The organism is Pontibacter litorisediminis (assembly GCF_029360645.1).
Classification (GTDB): domain Bacteria; phylum Bacteroidota; class Bacteroidia; order Cytophagales; family Hymenobacteraceae; genus Pontibacter; species Pontibacter litorisediminis.
Genome location: NZ_JARDUA010000001.1, coordinates 766,412 through 787,699 on the forward strand (window position 1 = coordinate 766,412; position 21,288 = coordinate 787,699).

The 21,288-nt window shown below is 55.3% G+C and carries 15 protein-coding genes and 1 riboswitch; of the genes, 7 read left to right on the top strand and 8 right to left on the bottom strand.

The genetic code is table 11. The features are described from left to right. Window positions 1-252: 252 nt before the first annotated feature. Complete coding sequence (locus PXG97_RS03375) at window positions 253-645, bottom strand: hypothetical protein (protein ID WP_276496304.1); 393 nt, start codon at window positions 643-645, stop codon at window positions 253-255. A 169-nt stretch (window positions 646-814) separates the two neighbouring features. On the opposite strand from PXG97_RS03375, the gene PXG97_RS03380 reads away from it, so the two are divergent. Continuing rightward, window positions 815-3,289 (top strand): penicillin-binding protein 1A, encoded by a 2,475-nt coding sequence (locus tag PXG97_RS03380; protein WP_276496305.1) that lies wholly within the window; start codon window positions 815-817, stop codon window positions 3,287-3,289. A 9-nt stretch (window positions 3,290-3,298) separates the two neighbouring features. On the opposite strand, the gene PXG97_RS03385 is transcribed toward PXG97_RS03380, so the two are convergent. Next, the gene (locus PXG97_RS03385; protein WP_276496306.1) at window positions 3,299-3,730 is read right to left on the bottom strand and encodes an acyl-CoA thioesterase; all 432 of its coding nucleotides are present in this window, start codon (window positions 3,728-3,730) and stop codon (window positions 3,299-3,301) included. 189 nt (window positions 3,731-3,919) lie between these two features. Between PXG97_RS03385 and PXG97_RS03390 the strand changes: the two genes are divergently transcribed. From PXG97_RS03390 to PXG97_RS03400, 3 genes are all read left to right on the top strand, one after another. Then, window positions 3,920-4,687, top strand: a complete 768-nt coding sequence (locus PXG97_RS03390; RefSeq protein ID WP_276496307.1) for a S1/P1 nuclease — start codon at window positions 3,920-3,922, stop codon at window positions 4,685-4,687. A gap of 220 nt (window positions 4,688-4,907) precedes the next feature. Further along, entirely contained in the window at window positions 4,908-6,209 is a 1,302-nt protein-coding gene (locus tag PXG97_RS03395; RefSeq protein WP_276496308.1) for an NCS2 family permease, read from the top strand. A 246-nt stretch (window positions 6,210-6,455) separates the two neighbouring features. Then, window positions 6,456-7,124 carry a V-type ATP synthase subunit I domain-containing protein gene (locus PXG97_RS03400; protein WP_276496309.1) on the top strand — a complete coding sequence of 223 codons (669 nt, stop codon included), beginning with the start codon at window positions 6,456-6,458 and terminating at the stop codon, window positions 7,122-7,124. Between the two features lie 209 nt (window positions 7,125-7,333). Here the strand turns inward: PXG97_RS03400 and PXG97_RS03405 are convergent, their stop codons facing one another. Beyond that, window positions 7,334-8,695: a Na+/H+ antiporter NhaC family protein gene (locus PXG97_RS03405; protein ID WP_276496310.1), complete on the bottom strand. Its 1,362-nt coding sequence runs from the start codon at window positions 8,693-8,695 to the stop codon at window positions 7,334-7,336. A gap of 226 nt (window positions 8,696-8,921) precedes the next feature. Next, window positions 8,922-9,024, bottom strand: a riboswitch (SAM riboswitch). A 173-nt stretch (window positions 9,025-9,197) separates the two neighbouring features. On the opposite strand from PXG97_RS03405, the gene PXG97_RS03410 reads away from it, so the two are divergent. Next, complete coding sequence (locus PXG97_RS03410; RefSeq protein ID WP_276496311.1) at window positions 9,198-10,118, top strand: N-acetylmuramoyl-L-alanine amidase; 921 nt, start codon at window positions 9,198-9,200, stop codon at window positions 10,116-10,118. A gap of 137 nt (window positions 10,119-10,255) precedes the next feature. Here PXG97_RS03410 and PXG97_RS03415 read toward each other — a convergent pair whose 3' ends face one another. Beyond that, window positions 10,256-11,515, bottom strand: coding sequence for a DUF819 family protein (locus tag PXG97_RS03415; RefSeq protein WP_276496312.1), 1,260 nt, complete (start codon window positions 11,513-11,515; stop codon window positions 10,256-10,258). Between the two features lie 258 nt (window positions 11,516-11,773). On the opposite strand from PXG97_RS03415, the gene PXG97_RS03420 reads away from it, so the two are divergent. Continuing rightward, the gene (locus PXG97_RS03420; protein WP_276496313.1) at window positions 11,774-12,823 is read left to right on the top strand and encodes a serine hydrolase domain-containing protein; all 1,050 of its coding nucleotides are present in this window, start codon (window positions 11,774-11,776) and stop codon (window positions 12,821-12,823) included. Between the two features lie 129 nt (window positions 12,824-12,952). Here the strand turns inward: PXG97_RS03420 and PXG97_RS03425 are convergent, their stop codons facing one another. The 4 genes from PXG97_RS03425 to PXG97_RS03440 form a co-directional block, all read right to left on the bottom strand. Further along, window positions 12,953-14,131, bottom strand: a complete 1,179-nt coding sequence (locus tag PXG97_RS03425; protein ID WP_276496314.1) for a C40 family peptidase — start codon at window positions 14,129-14,131, stop codon at window positions 12,953-12,955. 93 nt (window positions 14,132-14,224) lie between these two features. Then, the gene (locus tag PXG97_RS03430) at window positions 14,225-15,307 is read right to left on the bottom strand and encodes an aminotransferase class I/II-fold pyridoxal phosphate-dependent enzyme (RefSeq protein ID WP_276496315.1); all 1,083 of its coding nucleotides are present in this window, start codon (window positions 15,305-15,307) and stop codon (window positions 14,225-14,227) included. Further along, a complete protein-coding gene (locus PXG97_RS03435; protein ID WP_276496316.1) occupies window positions 15,307-16,320 on the bottom strand; it encodes a dipeptide epimerase in 1,014 nt (337 codons plus the stop codon). The genes PXG97_RS03430 and PXG97_RS03435 overlap by 1 nt, the downstream gene beginning before the upstream one ends. 75 nt (window positions 16,321-16,395) lie before the next feature. Continuing rightward, window positions 16,396-17,742 carry a D-alanyl-D-alanine carboxypeptidase gene (locus PXG97_RS03440; protein ID WP_276496317.1) on the bottom strand — a complete coding sequence of 449 codons (1,347 nt, stop codon included), beginning with the start codon at window positions 17,740-17,742 and terminating at the stop codon, window positions 16,396-16,398. 326 nt (window positions 17,743-18,068) lie between these two features. Between PXG97_RS03440 and PXG97_RS03445 the strand changes: the two genes are divergently transcribed. Next, the gene (locus PXG97_RS03445) at window positions 18,069-21,287 is read left to right on the top strand and encodes a SusC/RagA family TonB-linked outer membrane protein (protein WP_276496318.1); all 3,219 of its coding nucleotides are present in this window, start codon (window positions 18,069-18,071) and stop codon (window positions 21,285-21,287) included. Window position 21,288 lies beyond the last annotated feature (1 nt).

The following is a 21,288-nucleotide window of genomic DNA, read 5'->3' on the forward strand; positions in this document are numbered from 1 at the left end:
TTACGGCTACCATAGTACCAGCACAGCCCGTGCTTCGGAGACACTAAGCCGACTAAAATTCCGAGGATAGAAAGTGCAGAGAACAGCACAGCAACATCTGCCATAGGTATAAGAATGCTCATGACAGCACCGGCGCAGGGCATACAGGCCAGCGCTGCTCGGTTAGAAGAACTGATTGAAGAGAGAAGGGTACCCCCTTGAGCAAGGCAAGGCAGCCTTGGTTATACCTCTAAAGGGGCATTTATGAGCAAACTAAGGTGCGTTGGGCAGCACCGACACGGGCAGCACCTGCCGCAGCAGCTGCCCCGTGGAAACAGGGGAAATATAGGTGGGTGCCGTATCAGGCAGCAGACTGGCAAACAAGGGCAACAGAAGCAGCGGCGCGGTATACAGCACCTGCCTGAGCACCAGCTCCGGGGCAGCGTGGGCATCGGTAAAGGCCTGCACATGCTGCGGCTTCATCACTTCGCCTTCCTCATGCAGCTTGGCGGCCTTAAACCGCAGCACCGACTCCTGCACCGTTCCTTGCACCATGTAGTCGTACACCATCACCTCATGCCCGGGCAAGGTGAGCGCCCACAGCAGCATGACCCACATCAGTGGAAACCTGAGCCAGTGGCAACGTATGGTTTTAGTGTGCAGCATCAGCCACAAAGGTACAAAAAATTATACTTTTAAGCATCGTCAATCCTGCACTTAGGCACTGGCGCAATCTTTGCACAACGCTTGCTGTTGCACCAAAAACTGTACTTTTGCGTTTTATCCAGCGCAGCGGCTTTAAGTGCCACAGCCAAAACAGGACCAAAGCGATAACATGAGGGCTACGCTCAAGAAGATTATTAAATTTATTGTCACAAAGATCATGGCGCCGTTCGTGCGCTTGGTACATGCCGAACTTTCTGCTTTCTGGAACAGTCTGAAGCCAAAATTTACCAAAACTTACTGGCAACAGAAACGGGCTGAGTGGCGTGAGAGCCGCAGCCGCTCCGACTACAGGTTCCTGTTCCGCATCTTCCTGAAGCTTTTCCTGTTCGGCATCCTGTTCCTGGTGCTTTTCTACTTTGCCGTGTACGCCGGCTTTCTGGGTGGCATGCCTTCCACCAAAGAGCTGAAATCGGTACGCAACAACACAGCCTCCGAAGTATACTCGGCCGACGGCGTACTGCTGGGCCGCTACTACATACAGGACCGCACCAACGTGAAGTATGCCAACATTTCCCCTGCTGCCATCCACGCACTGGTTGCCACAGAGGATGCACGCTTTTACGAGCACAGCGGCGTGGATGCGCGCAGCCTGGCCCGGGTCTTCATTAAAACACTGCTGCTGCAGAACGAGAGCTCCGGCGGGGGCAGCACCATCAGCCAGCAGTTGGCCAAGAACCTGTACCCTCGCCGCAATTACGGATTGCTGGATATGCCAGTCAACAAGGTGCGCGAGATGATCATCGCCCGAAAGCTGGAAAGCATTTACTCCAAAGAGGAGCTGCTGGAGCTGTACTTGAACACCGTGCCCCTGGGCGGCAACCTCTATGGCATTGAGCGTTCGTCGCGTCGCTTTTTCAGCACCTCCGCCGACTCGCTGAAGACGGAGGAGGCCGCCGTGCTGATTGGGATGCTGAAGGCTACCACCACCTACAACCCGCGCCTGGACCCGGAGCGCTCCCAGACGCGCCGCAACGTGGTGCTGGGGCAAATGGCCAAGTACGGTTACCTTACTGCGGAAGAAGCCGACTCGCTGAGACAGCTACCGCTGAAGCTAAAGTACAACGTGACCACGCACAACGACGGCATCGCGCCCTACTTCCGGGAGCACTTGCGCAAGGAGCTGGAGGCGTGGGCAGCCGGCAAAAAGAAGCGCAACGGGGACACGTATAACCTCTACAAAGACGGCCTGAAGATCTATACCACTATTGATGCGGGCATGCAGCGCCATGCCGAGGCGGCCGTACGCAGGAACATGGCGCAGTTGCAGAAGCAGTTTGACGCGCACTGGCGGGGCCGCACCCCCTGGGGCCGCAACTCCGAGGTGCTACAGGTGGCTATGCAGCGCTCCGACCGTTACCGTAAAATGAAGGATGCCGGCAAATCGGAGGCTGAGATCGTGGATGCTTTCCGGCAGCCAGTGCCCATGCAGGTGTATGCCTGGGGCGGCGCCAGCAAAAAAGAGATGAGCCCAATGGACTCGCTGGCCTACTACGCCCGCTTCCTGAACACGGGCCTGTTCTCGGTAGAGCCGCACTCGGGTTACGTGCGTGCCTGGGTAGGCGGCATCAACCACCATGTGTTCAAGTATGACCATGTAAAAGCCAAGCGGCAAGTGGGCTCCACCTTCAAACCCATTGTGTACGCCGCAGCCCTGGAGCAAGGCCTGAAGCCCTGTGACTACTTCCCGAACGAGCGCATGACGTACCCCGAGTACGACGACTGGTCGCCGAGAAACGCGACAGAGCAGTATGGCGGTGAGTACAGCATGCGCGGTGCGCTGGCGCACTCCGTTAACACTATATCGGCGCAGCTGATCTTGAAGGCGGGCGTGGGCCGGACGGTGGCCATGGCGCACCGCCTGGGCATCGATTCCAAGCTGCCGGAGGTGCCATCACTGGCCCTGGGCACGGCAGACCTCTCGCTGCAGGAAATGGTAACGGCCTATGCCACCTTTGCCAACCGCGGCATGCAGGTAGAGCCGGTGTACATTACCAGAATTGAAGACAGGGAAGGCCGTGTGCTGCGCGAGCACCGCGAGGGCGAAGGCGCCAAGAAAGTGATTTCGGAAGAGACCGCCGCCGTGATGCTGCACCTGATGCAGGGCGTGGTGGAGGAAGGCAGCGCCGCCAAGCTGCGCTCGCAGTACGGCCTGCAGATGGACATAGCAGGCAAGACGGGCACTACCCAAAACCACTCCGATGGTTGGTTTATCGGTATTACGCCGCAGCTGGTAACAGGCGTGTGGGTAGGCGGCGAAAGCCCGGAGGTGCGCTTCCGCACACTGGAGCTGGGCCAAGGCTCCCGCACCGCCCTGCCGATCTGGGGCGACTTTATCCGCCGCATTGCCATAGACCCAGCCTACAAAGGTTACTACAACAGCCGCTTCGATCCGCTGCCACCCAGGCTGCAAAACGCGCTGAACTGCGCCTCGTTCCGTGCCGAGCCGCCACGCGAGAACTTCCTGGAGCGCCTGCTGGATAACGTGGGAAAGAAAGCGGCCCAGAGCTATGAGGAGTGGAAGGAAAACTGGAAAGAGCGCCGCAGGCAGCAGAAAGAGGAACGTAAGAGAAAAAGGAGGGAGTAAACTTCCCTCCTATTCCTGCTGATAATCCTCGCTCCTGTTCAGGCGATTGAACTGCTCCAGCAGCTCCTCCGGGAGCGTGGTCAGCTTGCGTTTGTGCAGGTCCAGCCAGGCACCGTCTACGTTAATCACGGCGGCCTTCACGCCGTCCCCTCGGAAAATATCATGGCGGATAGACCAGCGTGAGCCGTCCGGGCGGCTCTTGGTAAGCTCTACCGTCACGGTCAGGTGCTCGTTGATGCCCACCTCGCGCAGGTAAAACGATTCCTCCCTGAAGAGAATGGGGCCTATGTGCAGTTTCTGAAACGCTTTCAGGTCCAGCCCCAGCCGGTCGAGCACGGCAATACGGGCCTGAGCGGCAAAATCAGCGTAGGCAGAGTGGCGCATGTGCATGTTAGCGTCCAGGTGCGACCACATTACCTTGCCCTCATACTTGTTGTTCATCGTTGTGTAGTTTTCACCAAAGCTACGAAAACCTTCCGCCAAATTAAACCAGCTTTAGTTTCCGGGTTTCCTGCTCAGGGTGCCTCCGTCTGCCTCAGCAAAAGTTTTCCATTAAAATTCGAGGCCGCCCTCCGCTGTTCAGCATAATTTTTGTTGTTTTGCAGCGGCATTAACACAACATCAACACACATGAAAAAAATAGCAAGTGTTTTCTTCCTATGCCTGGCACTAACGGGCCAGGCGTTTGCCTGGGGGCAGAACGGGCACCGTGCCGTGGGGCTGGTGGCGGAGCACCACCTGAGCAAGAAGGCGAAGAAAAAAGTAATGAAGCTGCTGAACGACAATTCCCTGGCCGAGGTGTCGGTTTGGATGGACGATATCAAGAGCGACCACGCCTACGACCACACGCATGACTGGCACTGGGTGACCATACAGGATGGACAGACCTATGAGCAGGCGGAGAAGAACCCGAATGGCGACATCCTGGGAAAAATTGAGGAAATTACCCAGACGCTGAAGGCGGGTAACCTGGATAAAGCCAAAGAGCAGGAGCTGCTCAAGTACCTGGTGCACCTGGTAGGCGACATTCACCAGCCGCTGCACGTGGGGGGCGGTGACGACCAGGGCGGCAACCAGGTGAAGGTGCAGTGGTTCTACCAGCCATCGAACCTGCACCGCGTGTGGGACAGCGAAATGATCGACAGCAAGAACCTGAGCTTTACGGAGATAGTGCGTTTCCTGAACGAGCCAGGGAAAGAGCAGATAAAGCAGTGGCAGTCTGCTACGGCGAGGGAATGGGCCTACGAGTCGATGAGCTACCGCCCGCGCGTGTACGACCTGCCGGAAGACAAGAAATTAGGCTACCGCTACGCCTACGAGAACTATAGCCTGGTGGAGCAGCGCCTGCTGCAGGCGGGCATTCGCCTCGCAGGACTCCTGAACGAAATCTACGGCTAAACGCGCACCTGATGCCGGGCCTAACTGAAACAGCCACAGCACCTCCTGTTAAGGATGCTGTGGCTGTTTCAGTTACAGTCAGTTATACTTTCTACAGCAGCCACAGCAAAGTAGAGCTATGGTTTGCTGTCGAAAATCTTCTTCAGCTTTTTCAATGTTACAGACTTAGGTTAACTTTACCTTCTTCAGTTACAAACCACTTCCTCAACCGAACCTACGCATGGAATCATACTTCCACCTAAAGCGCCACAACACCACCATCAAAACAGAGGTGCTCGCGGGCATCGCCTCATTCCTGGCCACCTCCTATATCATCGTCGTGAACCCCACTATCCTGGCCCAGGCAGGCATGCCGTTTTCCGGGGTGCTCACGGCCACGGTGCTGGTGTCTTTTTTCAGTAGCGTGATGATGGGCTTCTACGCCCGCAACCCCATCATCGTAGCGCCTGGCATGGGCCTGAACGCCTTCTTCACCTTCTCAGCGGTGCTGGGCATGGGGGTGACGTGGCAGGTGGCGCTGGGCTCGGTCTTTTGGTCAGGCATCGTCTTCCTTATCCTGTCTGTGCTGAACATCCGCACCATGATCGTGCGGGCTATTCCCAGGCCGCTGCGCTTTGCCATAGCCGCCGGAATCGGCTTGTTCATTACCCTGATCGGTTTTTTCAACGCTGATTTCATCATTGCCAACCCGGCCACTGTTATCGGCATGAGCCCCATCACACCGGCACTGCTAACCTTTCTGGCCGGCTTGCTTTTAACCGCTGTCCTCATTGTGCGCAATGTGAAGGGCGGTATCCTGCTGGGCATCATCTTCACCACACTCGCCGCGTACCCGCTGGGCCGCTGGTGGGCCACCGGTATAGAGCCGCTCATTACCTGGCAGGGGGTCTTCTCCTCTCCGGACTTCAGCCTGATGCTGGAGCTGGACCTGGTCAACTCTTTCCAACTGGCCATTGTGCCGGTGATTTTTGCCTTTGTGTTCACCGATATGTTCGACAGTATCTCCACGTTCGTGGGGCTGGCCGAGGCCGCCGACCTGATGGATGAGCACGGGGAGCCGCGCCACATCCAGCGCTCCCTTACCACAGATGCTGTGGCCACCACCATTGCCGGCCTGCTGGGCTCCAGCCCGGGTACGGCCTATGTGGAGTCGGCTGTGGGCATTGAGGCGGGTGGCCGCACCGGTCTTACTGCGGTGGTAGGTGGGCTGCTGTTCCTGCCCTTCCTGTTCCTGGCGCCGCTGCTCTCCATGATCCCGGCCATCGCCACTGCCCCGGCGCTGGTGCTGGTGGGAGCTTTTATGGTGCGCCCGGTCACCAAGATTGATTGGTTCAAAATGGATGAGGCCATACCTGCTTTCCTGGCCATGGTGCTGATCCCGTTCACCTATTCTATCACGCAGGGGATCATCTGGGGCTTCCTAAGCTGGACGGCCCTGAAGGTGGTGACGGGCAAGCGCAAGGAGGTGAGCCTGGCTCTTTGGATAATTGACTTCTTTGCTATACTTGCCCTGCTGCTTTAAGTCTTGTGCTGGCGTGCCTGGTAAGGAATGTGTGGAATCTTTCCCCACAGTGAACTTGCTTTTACCATATTTCTGTTTCCTATGCTGTTGATGTTTCGGATTTTTTAGTAATCTTAAACAATATTTTAATCGCAGTAGGGTTAAGCCTAATGTAAAGGTGCTTAAAAAGGTATAATTCTTTATCTTCACCTGCCGCTCGGCCCACAGCATAAATACAAAATTTAGTACAAACCTAATCCCTAAATTATGAAGGCACTCTTTTTCTCCATCGCCTTGATGTGCTCCGCTACTTTGGTACAGGCGCAGGGCAGTAAAGCAGAAAAAGCACCTGCAGCCAACGCAAAACTCGAAAAGCAATTTGAGAGCTTAAAGAATAGCTCCAACACCTGGCAAGGCTACAAGGTAGTCAAAATCACCTCCCTGGAGTCGTTTTGGAAGACCGTGCAGGAGACGGTGGCTACCAAAGACAAGAAGTTAGAGAACTTCGAGGCAGAGGCAGACGCCAAACTGCAGGAAGCGCGTAAAGACGTTGCCGCCCAGGAGCAGCAACTGCAGGCCATGCAGGAGGAAGTAAAGAAAAAAGAGGCGGAGATCCAGCAGAGCATACACGACATCACCCACATCTCGGTGTTGGGCGTAGACCTGCCAAAACAGTTTTATGTGCTTCTGAACAGCGGCATTATCATCGCGCTCTTGATTGCCCTAGGAGTAATGGTGGTGCAGCACAAGAGCAGCAAGAGCATTGCCAGCGAGAAGCGCAAAGCGTTTGATGAGATGGAGCTGGAGCTGAACGAGTATAAGAAGAGTGCCCGTGAGCGCGAACTCAAAATTAAGCGCGAGCTGCAGACGGAGCTGAACCGCGTGGAAGAACTGAAGCAGCAACTTGCCTCTGTAAAGAAGCAGCCACAGCTGTAGTAGGAGCTTCTCCTATAGATAACCCGAAGCCCCGGCAACCTTAGAAGTTGCCGGGGCTTCGGGTTTATAAGCTTGTATAACCAATAATTTAGAAGGGCTTGGGTACAGCAGAAAAAAAACGGGAGACAAAGCTTGTCTCCCGTTTTTGGTTAAGGTTAGTAAAGTTAAAATAGTGGTGGTGTGTATTAAGGTGAGAGTAAGTGTGTAAGTTAAGCTGCCACGGCCGGCTCAGCCGCCGGTTCTGTTTTCAGAAACCGGTCCACGTAAGGAGTATAGATAGCTATCAGGCTAAAAAGCAGCAACAGGTACAGGTACCAGGCAGAGGCCCAAAGGTCCAGGAAGCTCAGCTGCCCCTTCGTAAAGCTGAGCAGGATTAGGATCTGTGCCCCGTAAGGCAGCAGGCCCTGTACCACGCAGGAGGCAATGTCCAGCAGGGCGGCAGTTTTGCGCTTGTCGATGCTGTACTTCTGGCTGATCTCTTTCACCACCTGCCCCGTCACAACAATGGAAACCGTGTTGTTGGCGATAGCCGTGTTCGTGCCGCCCACCAGGCTTAGTATGCCCGCCTGGGCAGAGCGGTAGCCGCGGGTGGCCCTGCTGACCTTTTGCAACAGAAAGGCAATGCCACCCGCCTCATTTACCATTTGCGCCAGCCCGCCTGTCAGCATCGAGAGCAGGAAGATCTCTGTCATACCGGTAAAGCCTTCGTACACGCTGCGGCCAAAGGCGAGCACCTCCAGTTGCCCCTGCCACAGCCCTACGGCTCCGGAAGCCAGCGTTCCCAGCACCAGCACCACAAAAACGTTTACCCCTGACACTGCCAACACGATCACCAGCAGGTAGGGGGCGATCTGCCAAAAGTTAGCAGCCTGTAGCTCCGGAAGCTGCGGACCAATAGCGCCTTCTGTGGTTAAGGCGCTCACAAGCAGGAGCGCGACCGTTATCAAGGCCGCCGGACCGGCAATAAGGATATTTACCCTGAACTTATCGCGCATGCTGCATCCCTGCGTCTGCGTAGCCGCAATGGTGGTATCCGAAATGAAAGAAAGGTTATCGCCGAACATTGCGCCACCCAGCAGAGACCCAAGCAGCAGCGGCATGGAAGTATGGCTCTGCTCCGCCAGCCCCACGGCAATAGGCCCCAGCCCCACGGCAATAGGCCCCAGCGCCACTATGGCTCCCACGGAGGTGCCCGTAGCCGTGGACAGGAAGGCTGCCAGCAGGAAGATGCCCAGCGCCAGGTACTGCACCGGCAGCACGCTCAGGCCCAGGTTTACGGTGGCGTCCACGCCCCCTACCGCCTTTGTTACGGTGGCAAAGGCACCGGCCAGTAAATAGATCAGGCACATGGTGATGATCTTGGAGTCGCCACAGCCCCGGATGAGTGCCGCCACTTTGGCCTCTGTGGAGCCACGAAGTATAAAAAAGGCAGAGATGATGCCTAGCACCACCGCAACAGGGGCAGGCAGTGCATAAAAATCATTTAATAGGATGCCTGCGCCCAAAAACGTGAGCACAAACACGAGGAAAGGCACCAAGGCCCATCCACCGGATTCAGGAATATGTCGCATGTACTGATGAAAGCGGAGCTAATACTGCTGCTCACGCTCCTTTAAGAGAAGATAAAAATTGAATGGTGTCCCCGATGTAGAAACAGGACAAAGGCTAAACAGCCAAAGGTTAGAATCTCAGCCTCAACAACAGCAACAACAGGTAAATGCGCGGCAGGTGGCCACTCCAGTGGCAAAGGCACGAAAGAAACAAATAGAGCGCTGTTGTGGTAAGTGCATGAGGTTAAATTTATAGGTCCCAAACTGGGCAGGTGTTAGCACCTTTACGGCCGTGGCCGTGGTTGCTAGAGGTTCTCAGAGCCTGCTCTCTCCCCTCTTCTTTATAAATCTTGCATAAAGATGCTGCAAAGGTAAAGGCAGCACCGGCAGAAAATCAAACCCACGGGGAAAGTTCCCCAAAGAATTATATGTAGCTACAGGTATAGTTCAGTGTCCAAACTTGCATGTGTGGCTAATTTCGCAGAAGTTTATACTTTGGAACAAACCACCTATCACACTCCCTATGAAGTATACTTCTACCGCTTTTCTAGCGATGCTGGCGGCAAGCGCCTGCCTTTACAGCTGCTCCCCTAACCCTTATGCCAGCACCAACCGCGCCCATAAGAAACAGCTGAAGTCCTATGCGAAGCAGCTGCGCACCGTGCCAGCCATAAAGCCGGAGGAAAGCACTCTGCAACTGGGAGAGCACTGGGTAGGAACCACCAACTTCAGCATGCGCAAAGCTAACTTTGTGGTCATCCACCACACCGCACAAAACTCTACCGACCACACGCTGAAGACGTTTACCATTCCTAAAACACAGGTAAGCGCGCATTACGTGATCGGGCGCGACGGCAAGGTATACCACATGCTGAACGACAACCTGCGCGCCTGGCACGGGGGCAACAGCCGCTGGGGCAACGACACGGACCTGAATTCATCGTCTATTGGTATTGAGCTGGACAATAACGGGGCCGAGCCTTTCGCCGATGCCCAGGTAAACAGCCTGCTGGAGGTACTGGCCATGCTGAAGGACAAGCATCGGATTCCTACGGAGAACTTCATCGGCCACTCCGACATTGCCCCTACACGTAAGAACGATCCAAACCGCACCTTCCCCTGGAAGAAACTGGCCGAGCATGGCTTTGGCCTGTGGTACGACGAAGGCGTGGTGGAGCAGTACCTGCAGCCAGCCGCCCCTATCACCGTGCTCGACAGCACCGGCACCAAGCCTGTGCTCATACTGCAGCCCCTGGACTCTGTGTCTACCATCCCGCCGCACTTCAACCCCAAAGAGGCGCTCCGCATCATCGGTTACGACACCCGCGACATGCCCGCCGCCATCCGTGCCTTTAAGCTGCACTTTATACAGGACGAGGTGAACGCGGAGCTGACAGATCGGGATAAAATCATCCTGTACAACCTGTACCAAAAGTACCTGTAAGCTGGCGCCGGCATCCGGCCGGTGACGCTGGGTGCGAGCCTCCAGGCTCACGTTTGTGGTGCAGCCAAAAAACAAATCGGCCCCGGCAGGAAAACATTTATCCTGCCGGGACCGATTACTTTATACTTTATACTTCCCTATGCCAGCAGGTTCCAGACATACTGCAGCAGGAGGCCACAGATGTAGGCACCATAAGTGCCCACCGCATACCCCAGTACCGCCAGTAGCACGCCAACCGGTGCTAAATACCGGTTAAAGGCCACCGCTACAATCGGTGCGGAGGCTGCCCCGCCAATGTTGGCCTGGCTTCCCACCGCGACATAAAAGAACGGCGCCCGGATGATGCGTGCCACTACCAGCATGATCAGGATGTGGAACGTTATCCAGAAGGCCCCCACCAGGAACAGTTTGGGGTTGTCCAGCACCGCGCCCAGGTCCATGCTCATGCCAATGGTGGCCACCAGGAAGTACAGGAAGAGGGAGCCGAAGCGGGAGGCGCCATAGCCCTCTAGCTCACGCGCCTTGGTAAACGACAAAGCTAGACCGGCCGTGGTGGCAATAATCACGAGCCAGAAGAAGCCGCTGGTAATGGAGTAGGTCTCCAGCTCCGGGAAATTCTCTGCGAAATAAGGCGCAATGATGTCGGCCAGGAAGTGAGAGAGACCCGTAAAGCCGAAGGCCACGCCCAGCAGCACCATGGTGGTGGTAACCGTTGGCATTACACGCTTGCCCGCCTGCAGCCCCTCCAGGCGCTCTTCCAGTTCCCTGATGGGGCGGCTATCCGCTCCCAGCAATTTGTCTATCTTCTCGGGCTTCTGCGACCAGTACAGCAGGAACCCCATCCACACGTTGGCCACCAGCACATCCACGGCGATCATCTGCCCAAACGCATCTTTGCTGGCCCCAAACACCTCCAACATAGCCGCCTGGTTAGCGCCACCGCCAATCCAGCTCCCAGAAATGGTGGCAAGGCCTTTCCATACTTCGTCATCGCCGGTATACAGCACATCCGGGAAAACAGAGCCCACCAGGTACAGGGCTAGCGGACCTCCCAGCACCACGCCCAGCGTACCGGCAAAGAACATGATCACGGCTTTGCTACCCAGCATGCGCAGCGACTTAAAATCGATGCTGATGGTGAGCAGGATAAGCGAGGCCGGCAGGAAAAAACGTGAGGCCACAAAGTATAGCTGCGAGGTCTCGCCGGAAATAATGTTGAAAGTGTTAAGCAGCGCCGGCAAAAAGTAGCACAGCAGCAGCGAGGGGATCACTTTGTAAAACTTCAACCAGAAGCCTTCTGTTTTGGAGGAAGTATGAAAGACAAGGGCCAGGATAACGAGCAGAATGCCCAGCACCACAGCCTCATTGGTGATGAGCGGTGCGTTAGTTTCGTTCATGGATTGGTGTTGCGTTTAAGGGTAAAGGGTAATGTCTACTATCGTTAGGGTATTCGGGCAGTGGGCGCACAACCACGCCCCCGAAACTTTAAAGTTAGAACGACTTACAGCCAAACCCAACACCTGTGGCCTTTTTGATTCAGTTTTTTCTATGTTTCGGAGGTTTTAGGATGCCTCCACACAAAAAGTCATGGCCCATCCTTCGTGGATTTTCCTATTTTTGAAGAGAGACAAAAGTATAAACCCAAATTCTGATCTGTGCCCACCCTGCAAACTACGTTAAACAAGCTCCTTAGCCGCCACTTTACCCCACACACGCCCGGTGCTGTTCTCCTTATTGCTAAGGGGGCTGAGGTAGTATACCAGCAAGGCGCTGGCCTTGCCGACCTGGAGACAGGTGCTCCCATAACCCCGGAAACTACCTTCCGCCTGGCTTCCGTTTCCAAACAGTTTACGGCGATGTGCGTGCACCTGCTGGCGCAGAAGGGGCGCCTAAAACTAGAAGACAGCCTCAGTTCATACTTCCCGGAGCTGGCGCATTTTAAGGAGGTGCAACTGCTGCACCTGCTCAACCACTCCTCCGGCCTGCCCGATTTTGAGGAGCATGTTCCGGCGGACCAGACGGTGCAACTTGCGGACAAAGACGTGCTGCGGATAACGGCGGCGCAGCCGGCTCTCCTCTTCTCCCCCGGCACCCGGTACCGCTACAGCAACACTGCCTTTGTGCTCTTAGGGCTACTCGTAGAGCGGGTAGCGGGAATAAGCTTTGCTGACTTTCTGCATAGGAACATTTTCGAACCGCTCCAGATGAGGCACTCCATACTTTACAAAGCTGATGCTGCCATTCCCAAGCGGGCCATGGGCTACCGCCGGGGTGAGGACGGGCAGTTTATACTTTCAGACCAGAACATTGGCACCGCCACGCGCGGCGACGGCTGTATTTATACTTCTGCCCAGGATTACCTGACGTGGCACTTGGCATTAGGCAAGGCTGGTGTATTTAACATAAATAACACACTAACAACCAATACATCAAGTATAGATGCCGCGAAAGGCTGGCACTACAGCATGGGCTGGTTTATCTCTGACCTTAGAAACGGTAACCGGGAGCTCTGCCACAGCGGCGACACCTCCGGCTTTACGAATCTCGTCATCCGGCTGCCACAGCACGACACGCTCCTGGCCTGTTTCTCCAATATTGCGGCAAACCATGTTTTTTTAGAGGAGCTACTACAGGAGCTAAAGCAGTTTCCGGAATTCTGTCCTGATTCAGGCCTTGTACACCACCTGCAGGAGCTGACGCGCTAACGCTGTTAGACGCAGGAGCTGAAGTTTATACTTGTGAGGAAAAGTACAAGCACAAAAAAAGAGACGCAAGGTACTGCGTCTCTTTTGAAAGCTTCTCCCCTGTTATGGTAAACAGGGTAAAGCAACATATTACTGGTACAGCGCTGTCTTGCGCAGGTCTACCACCACATCATCCGGGGTAATGCGTTTGGCACGCAGGAAGCGCTTCAGCTCCGGCTCGTCAAAGTTATCCGCCTGTGGGTTCATGCTGCTGATGCGCACACGGCCCGCCGAATGGATGAACTCCTGGTTGCCGCCTATCCACATGCCCACATGCACCACGCGCTCCGACTTACCGTCCTTGGCAGGCACCCCGAAGAACAGCAGGTCGCCTGGCTGCAGGTTATCCCAACCGTTCGAAGTGTCCACCAACTCGCCCACGTGCACTTGCTGGGAGGCATCGCGCGGAAGCACCAGGCCGTTCATGAAGTACACGGTTTTGGTAAAGCCACTGCAATCCACGCCTTTAAAGGAAGTACCGCCCCACAGGTATGGCAGGCCCAGTAGCTGCTTGCTGGTGCTCACCAGGTTCTCGCCGCTTGGCTGGCGGCTGGCCACCCACTCGTCATACTTCACCGACTCCGCCACCGGTACAAAGCCTTTGCGCCCGTCCGGGAAAGTGACCGCGTAAAAGTCGCCATGCTTCTGCTGCAGCGCCATCACATCGCCATACACCAGGTCCGACACCGTGCCAGCGTTGGCATTGGCGGCATCATAGGCAAAGCCGTAGGGCTTGGTATAAAGCACTTTCGGGCTTTTCTGCCAATTCTCAAAAGTGGCTTTGTCCATCAAACTAACCCCTCTATCATCCACCCAAGCCAGGTATTTATCAGGGGTCTGGATTAAAAACCAGCCCCGCTCGTGCTTAAACACATTCACCGGCGTACCCATCGTAGCTTGCGTGGCCAGCTCGGCGGGGTGTTTCGGCTCGGAGCGCAAGTTGGCTACTGATAATGCAATCACGCCATACTGCTTCCCCTCCAGCTCGGCCTCCGGCAACACTTCAATGCTATCCACATAGGTGATGTTTGCCGCCTTCAGCTTCTCCAGCAGTTGCTGCTTTGCCTCCGGCATGTTGGTTTCGCCGGCCAGCACATTGCCGTGCTGCTCTACCTTAAACAAGGCCACGCGCTTATCGGGTGCAAATTCCTGGCGCACAGCTTCTATGTGCGGCTCCATGGTGGCATCAGCCGTAGAAGACGTTTCCTTTCCGGAGGTACAAGCCATCAGAAAGCCAAGGGCAAGTAGGAGGTAATTCTTTTTCATCATGTCTTAAAGGTGCTGCATGTATAAACCTGCAGGTAGTATGGTGTTTTTAAAGTTGATATCGTTAGGAATAACAGCTTAGCAGTAAAGCTGCTCCTATGTAAGGACAATTTTTTCTGTGAATTGGTTTACTGCCTCTGCCAGCCGCCTCAGGTCTTCCGGGGTATGCAGGCTGTTGAGGATCACCCGGATGATGGGCGGGCTCTCCGCCGTGGGGTACCTAAAGTTGGAGATGAGGATGCGTTGCTGGTGCAGGTGCTGTGCCATCCGTTGGTGGGGGGTGCTGAACACCGGGAACTCCGGAATGTGGCTGAATTGCTCCGGCCGCTGCAGCTGCCCCAGAAAAGCCTGAACACTATGTTTCAGCCGCTGCTGCGCCTCCTCTATCACTTCCCCCGCCTGCAGGTAGGCGTGCAAGTACGCGGGAATGGCCGGCGAGGCTCCGCCAAAGTATGGGCTTGCCTTTACCTGCTCCACCAGTTGTCGGGAGCCCAGCATAAAGCCGGCAGGCACCCCCAGCGCCTTTCCGAAAGAGCTTCCCACCACCAGCTCCACGTTTTTATACTTGCTGAGCTGGGGATAAATGCCAACACCGTCAGGCCCGGTTACGCCAAAGCCATGGGAGTCATCCACCACCAGTGTCACCCTGTTCTCCGGCAGCTGCGCCACCCAGTCGAAAGTATAGCTTCTGGCCCACAGCGGGTCCAGCGCGTTACAGATGATGACGAAGTTTTCTTCCTGCGAGGTCATTACCTCCTTTACTGCCAGCGCCGCCCACTCCTCAAACGTGATGTCGGCGTTAGCCTGGGCCACGGCGCCACTGTTCTCCCACAGCGCCGGGTGTGCGCCGGGCGCGTATAAAAACCTGCCCCGGCCGCGCAGCACCTGCACCAGCGTCTGCCCCATCAGGAAGCCCGACGACATGGTAACAGCCGCCTCCGCCCCGGTTATGCCTGCCAGGTGCTCCTCTACCTGCCCGTATACTTGCAGCCGCAGGTTAGAGCGCCGCGAGCTGGAGTAGTTGGTGCCGTAGCGCCGCATCCCCTCCACCACCAGCCCTTGAAAGGCTGGGTTACAGGCCATGCCCAGGTAGGAAGTGCCGCTACAGTAGAGGAACTCCTCCCCGTTCAGCGTTACGGTGCGTCCTGGCAGGTGGTCGGTATAGGCAGGGGTCGTCATTAAGCAATCAGCTCTGCACCTGTTCCGTTAACGCTGCTGTAGTGCACTTTGCCATTGTCTATGGTAATGCCGCGGGCAATGTCCTTGCTGATCAGCAGCGGGCCGTCCATGTCCACATAGTCCAGCATGGGCAGCAGGTGCGCAATGGCCGAGATACCCACGGTAGACTCCGTCATGCAGCCCACCATGGTCTTCAGCCCCAGCTCACGCGCCTCCTTCAGCATACGGCGGGCAGGCGTCAGGCCGCCGCACTTCACCAGCTTCACGTTCACCCCATGGAAATGCCCCACGCACTTGGCCACGTCGCTTTCGGTAATGCAGCTCTCATCGGCAATCAGTGGCAGCACCGAGTGCTGGTATACTTGCTTCATGCCATCCAGGTCGTCGGCGCGCATCGGCTGTTCTATGAACTCCACACCCAGCGGCTTCAGTTGCTTTGCGTTCTCAATAGTTTCCTCCACGCCCCAGGCACAGTTGGCATCCACCCTAAAAGTGGCATCCGTGTGCTTGCGCAGCTCCCTGATAATCTCCACATCCTCTTTCGTGCCAAGCTTGATCTTGTACAACGGCCACGGCATCTCCTTCAGTTTCTTTACCATGTTCTCTATGGTATCGATGCCAATGGTATAGTTGGTGAGCGGGTTATTGGCGGGGTTGAGGTTCCATAGTTTATAGAGCGGCTGCCCCTGCAGCTTGCCGTAGAGGTCGTTGGCGGCTAAGTCCAGGGCGCATAGCGCGAAGGGGTTGTCTTTCAGGTGCGGCTGTACCTGTGCCCAGAAATCCTCCGGCCTCTCCAGCGTCGTATGTTCAATCTGCTCACGGATGTTCTCCAGTGCCGCCGTCATGCTTTCAATCGTGAAGCCGTAGTACGGGTTGCTTGTGGCCTCACCGTAGCCCTTCTGGCCGTTCTGCTCCAGCTCCACAATCATGGTGGGCTGCACATCACGCGAGTCGTAGGATATGGTAAAGGTATACTTCAGGGGCAGGTCGAAAGACCGGATCGTTAATTTCATGGTAGTTGCTTAAGTATAGTTCGGTGTTTGTATGAGCTTTGTTCCTCTGGATGATTTTATTTCTCCTAGTATAAATTAGTACCTGTTGTGCACCTCCGTCATAATACGCACCATCTCGTTCCGTATGGCGGCGGTAGGCACTTTGTAGTTGTTGTTCATGAAGCTGTACAGCAGCAGTTTTCCGCTCTTGGTCCTGATAAAGCCGCTCTGGTTGTGCACATGCGCCAGCGTACCCGACTTGCCAAACACAAAAGGCACCTCCGCCTGGTAAATACTACGGAAAGTGCCGGGTCTTCCGCCAATGGCCAGCATCGGCAGCAACCGTTCCTCGGGGCGCTCCTGCATCAGCTTTTGCAGCAAGGCGATAATGCTACGTGGCGTGAACATGTTCATGGACGAGAGACCGGAGCCATCGATCCATATAGGCTCATCCGGCAAATCTGCAAGATAGGTCTCCTTTACGTGCTTTATCGCCCGCTCCACCGAAAGGGTGTCGGAAAGGGTGCCGGAACAAAGTGCCATCAGTTGCTCGGCCATCAGGTTGTCGCTTACCTGCAGCATGCGCCGGAGCACCGTGTCGGTTGGCAGGCCGTAAAAGATCTTTCCTCCCTCCGGTACGGCTGCCTTTAGCAGCTCCACCTCCCGCTGCAGTGTGTCGGCGAGCAGCGTTACCACCATTTCCGGCGACGTGATGAAGGGCACCTCCGTAGAGAACTTCTCCGAGGCATAGCGTGGGTGGTACGTGATGCGGTTCTCCCGCCAGGCCCTTACGAAGGCGGTACCCGAGCGGTCTTCCGCCGTGTCCACCACGATACTCTTTTCAAAGTAAGCTGGTGTAGTGGTAAATGGCTGCGCCTCCTCCTTGTGGAACTTGATCACGTTGCCGTGTATCGGGAAAATGTTGCGCTCCGGCTGGTAATAATAGTTATAGTCGTCCCAGCCCCAGTTGGTGGCAAAAGGCGTGCTGGTGAAAGGTGCGTCGATATAGTATAGTTTCTTCTCCGGGCGGTTCTTCAGAAAATCATAGGCCAGCGTGTTCTTCAGGTCCATGTGCGTGAAGGTAGGGTCGCCGGTGCCCCAGAAGATAAGCGAGTCGCCACGGCTTACGTACTTCAGCGCCGCCAGGGAGTCGCCCAGCATTTTATGGCTGGCATAGAAGGTGAACAGCTTGGTGTTGGAGGCGGGCACGAAATACTTGTCGGCGTTGTGCTCCACCACCATCTGCCCTAGTTCCGGGTCAAACAGGGCAAAGCCCACAAAGCTCTGCCGCAGCACCTCCGACTCCGCTACCTCGCGCCTGATCTCGGCAGGTCCGAAACGGGCAGCTTCTTTCGAGGCGGTGGGCACCTTGCCGCTGCAGGCCACGGCCAGGACTAAGCTGCTGAGCACAGCCCATCTATGAATAGATTTGGTGAAGTACATACGTTCAGGTGCAAGATGAAAGTCTTAAATAAGTAAAAAGCACTATATAATCAAAACCTTTGTTGCAACCTCCTTCACCGCCAAGGAGCCAACTCCTCCCCCTTGTAGGGAGAAACAGCAAGGTAAACCAACGGTAAAGTGAGGCGTCCCTGACCGGGTCAGCGACGCTTTTTAGGCTGCCTATTGGGTGCTTTGCCTCTTTCCCCACAACGGCTTCCTTAACTCGCACTAGTATAGACGCTTTGGAGGTGTAAAATTTGACTATATATATTATTTATCTATATTTAAAGTTACTAATCTATTCAATTTATCTAACCAACACATTCATGAGAAACAATTACGTATTCCTTCTACTGTTGCTGTTAGTCTGTTGGTGCGGCCCTGCAGTCGCACAACAGGTTAGTGTGAACGGCACGGTAACAGGCGCAGAGAACAACATTCCGCTACCCGGCGTGAGTGTTATCGTGAAAGGTACTACCACAGGGGTAGCGACCAGTGCCGACGGTAATTATCAGATCAACGTTCCGAATGCGGATGCGGTGCTGATCTTCCGCTTTTTGGGTTACGAGGCGAAAGAGGTGCCCGTGGGAAACCAGCGCGTGATAAACGTGCAGCTTAACCCTGACAACAAGCAACTGAAAGAGGTGGTGGTAACCGCTTTGGGTATAGAGCGGGAGGAGCGCTCGCTCGGCTATGCGACACAGGAGGTAAGTGGCGAGAACCTGACGCTTACCAAAGAGCAGAACGTGCTCGGCTCATTGGCCGGTAAAGTGGCCGGTGTGCAGGTAACAGGTGCCTCCGGCGCCAGCATGGGCGGTACCCAAAAGATCCAGATACGCGGCATCAACTCCATTGTCGCCAACGGGAATCCTCTGATCGTGGTGGACGGTACCCCGATCTCTAACGAAAATTACTCCGGGAGCACAGGCGTGGACCTTGGTAACCTGGGCCAGGACATCAACCCGGAAGACATTGAGTCGGTGAACATACTGAAAGGCCCAGCTGCCTCGGCACTTTATGGTCTGCGTGGCCAGCATGGCGTGATCATGATCACCACCAAAAAAGGGAAGCTCGGCTCCGATAAGGTGACCGTACAGCTCAATTCTGCTTTCTCGGTGGAGCGTGTGGGCAACATCATGCCGTACCAGAACATGTACGGTGGCGGTGGCAGCCAGAACTGGAGAACCCTTCCGAACGGCGACAAGTATGTGGATATCTCCTACGACGAGAGCTGGGGCCCTAGAATGGACGGCACCCTGGCACGCCAGATCTTCAGCTTCTATCCGCAAGATCCGACTTATGGTCAGTTAACTCCTTTTGTAGCGCATCCCGATAACATCAAGGACTACTACGAAACAGGCCACACCCTGAACAATGGCATCACTATTACAGGCGGCAGCGACAAAGCGACTTACCGCATTAGCGCCAACGACACCCGTATTGAAGGGGTGGAACCGAATACCTGGTTGAAACGCCATAACATCGGAACTAGCATTAGCGTGAAGCTGCACGAAAAGCTCACCGCCTCTACCAACATCAACTATGCCGGCAACAGTGCCCAGCGCCCTGAGCAGGGTTCTGAGGATGGGGCCCGCTACCTGGGCCAGTGGTTTCAACGCAACATGGACATGAAGCGCCTGAAAGACTACAAGTATGCCGACGGTACTTTCCTGCACTGGAACCTCAGAAGGCCAAGCTCCACTACCGGCGAGGTGACCAACTTTAAGCCACTGTACTGGAACAACCCATACTTCGAGGCTTACGAAAACACCTCCAACGATAGCCGTAGCCGTTTGTTTGGCGATATCGGTCTCTCCTATCAGCTGTTGCCAGAGTTAAAGCTGAGTGGCTTTATCCGCAACGACGCCTATACCCAGAGCCTGGAGTCTAGGACCGCCTTCGGTGGCAAAGATGTGCCCGGTTACTCCGTTGCCAAGTACCAGAACAGAGAAACCAACTACGAGTTCATGGCGCAGTACATGAAAGAATGGGGCGATTTCTCCCTGAACGGCCACTTTGGTGCTAACCTGTTTGACTATGAATACAGCTACACCTCGCAGGCAACTGCTGGCGGCTTGTCCTCCCCTGGTTATTACAACATCGCAGCCTCTATTGACAGACCAACCAGCGGAAGAGAAAACTACCCTTCTTACTTAGCGAAGAAGCAGATTGTCAGCGGTTTCGGCATGGTTTCATTGGGGTATAAAGACACCTACTATCTGGACGGGTCGCTAAGAAGAGACCATTCCTCTACTCTACCAGACCCTTATTGGTATCCGTCGCTTTCGGGCAGCTTTGTATTCAGCGAGCTGCTTGCCTGGAACCCGCTTTCTTTCGGTAAAGTCAGGTTGAGTTATGCAGAGGCCGGATCGGATGTATCGATCTACAGAACGTCCAACGACTATGGTGTTGGCGGAATTTATAGCGGTGTGAACACACTTACTGTACCGAATACGCTGAACAACCCGAACCTGAGGCCGGCTTTCTCCCGCGGGTACGAGGCTGGTATCGACCTGAAGTTTTTCCAGGACCGTTTGGGTGTTGACTTCACCTACTACCATCAGAAGAACAAGGACCAGACCATTATACTTCCGGTTTCTGGAGCAAGCGGCTATGGCTCAACCTTTATCAATGCCGGCCTCATCGAGAACAAGGGTATAGAACTGACCTTAACCGCTACGCCGATCCAGAGCGATTTCTTCACCTGGAACTCTACCCTGAACCTGAACAGAAACAGGAACAAGATCCTGAAACTGTACCCTGGCGTTGACGCTTACCTGCTGGGCTCCACCACTTATTCCAGCACATCCAGCTACCTGTATGCCTATGAAGGCGAGGAGTTCGGTAGCTTGGTGGGACAAGCCTACCAGCGCGACGAGGACACCGGTAAGATCCTGATCAACAAGAGCGGTATTCCGCTTTATACTACGGCCACACACAACTTTGGCAGCGTACTGCCAGACTTTACAGGCGGTTTCCAGAACTCTTTCAGAGTGTGGAAGTTTGACGTGGGCGCCATGGTGGACTTCATGGTGGGTGGCCAGTTCTTCAGCCGCTCCAAGATGCTTGCCGTAAGAACCGGTCTTGATCCGATTACGGTTGCCACTAACGACAAAGGCAAGAACGTACGCGACGCCGTGGAAGACGGTGGTGGTGTGAGAGTGGATGGCGTATACGCACCGGGCACCGTGATTGATGGCGTAGACGTAAGCGGCCGGGAGGCTACTGTCTATGTGAACCCTCAGACCTACTACGGCACCACAGCCAGAAGAATCTACGAGGACTGGCTATACGATGCTTCTTACGTGAAGCTGCGCGAACTGCGCGTGGGCTATACACTGGATAAGTCTGTACTGGGCAACCTGCCGGTAGAAAGAATCGGCATCGCCCTTATAGCCCGTAACCCGGCGATGATCTGGCAGAAAGCACCTAAAGGCCTCGACCCATCCGAGCTATCCACCGGAAGCCAGTCCATTGGCTGGTACGAGTCCGGGCAGTTGCCAACCGTGCGCTCTTATGGTGTTAACCTCAACATTACCTTTTAAT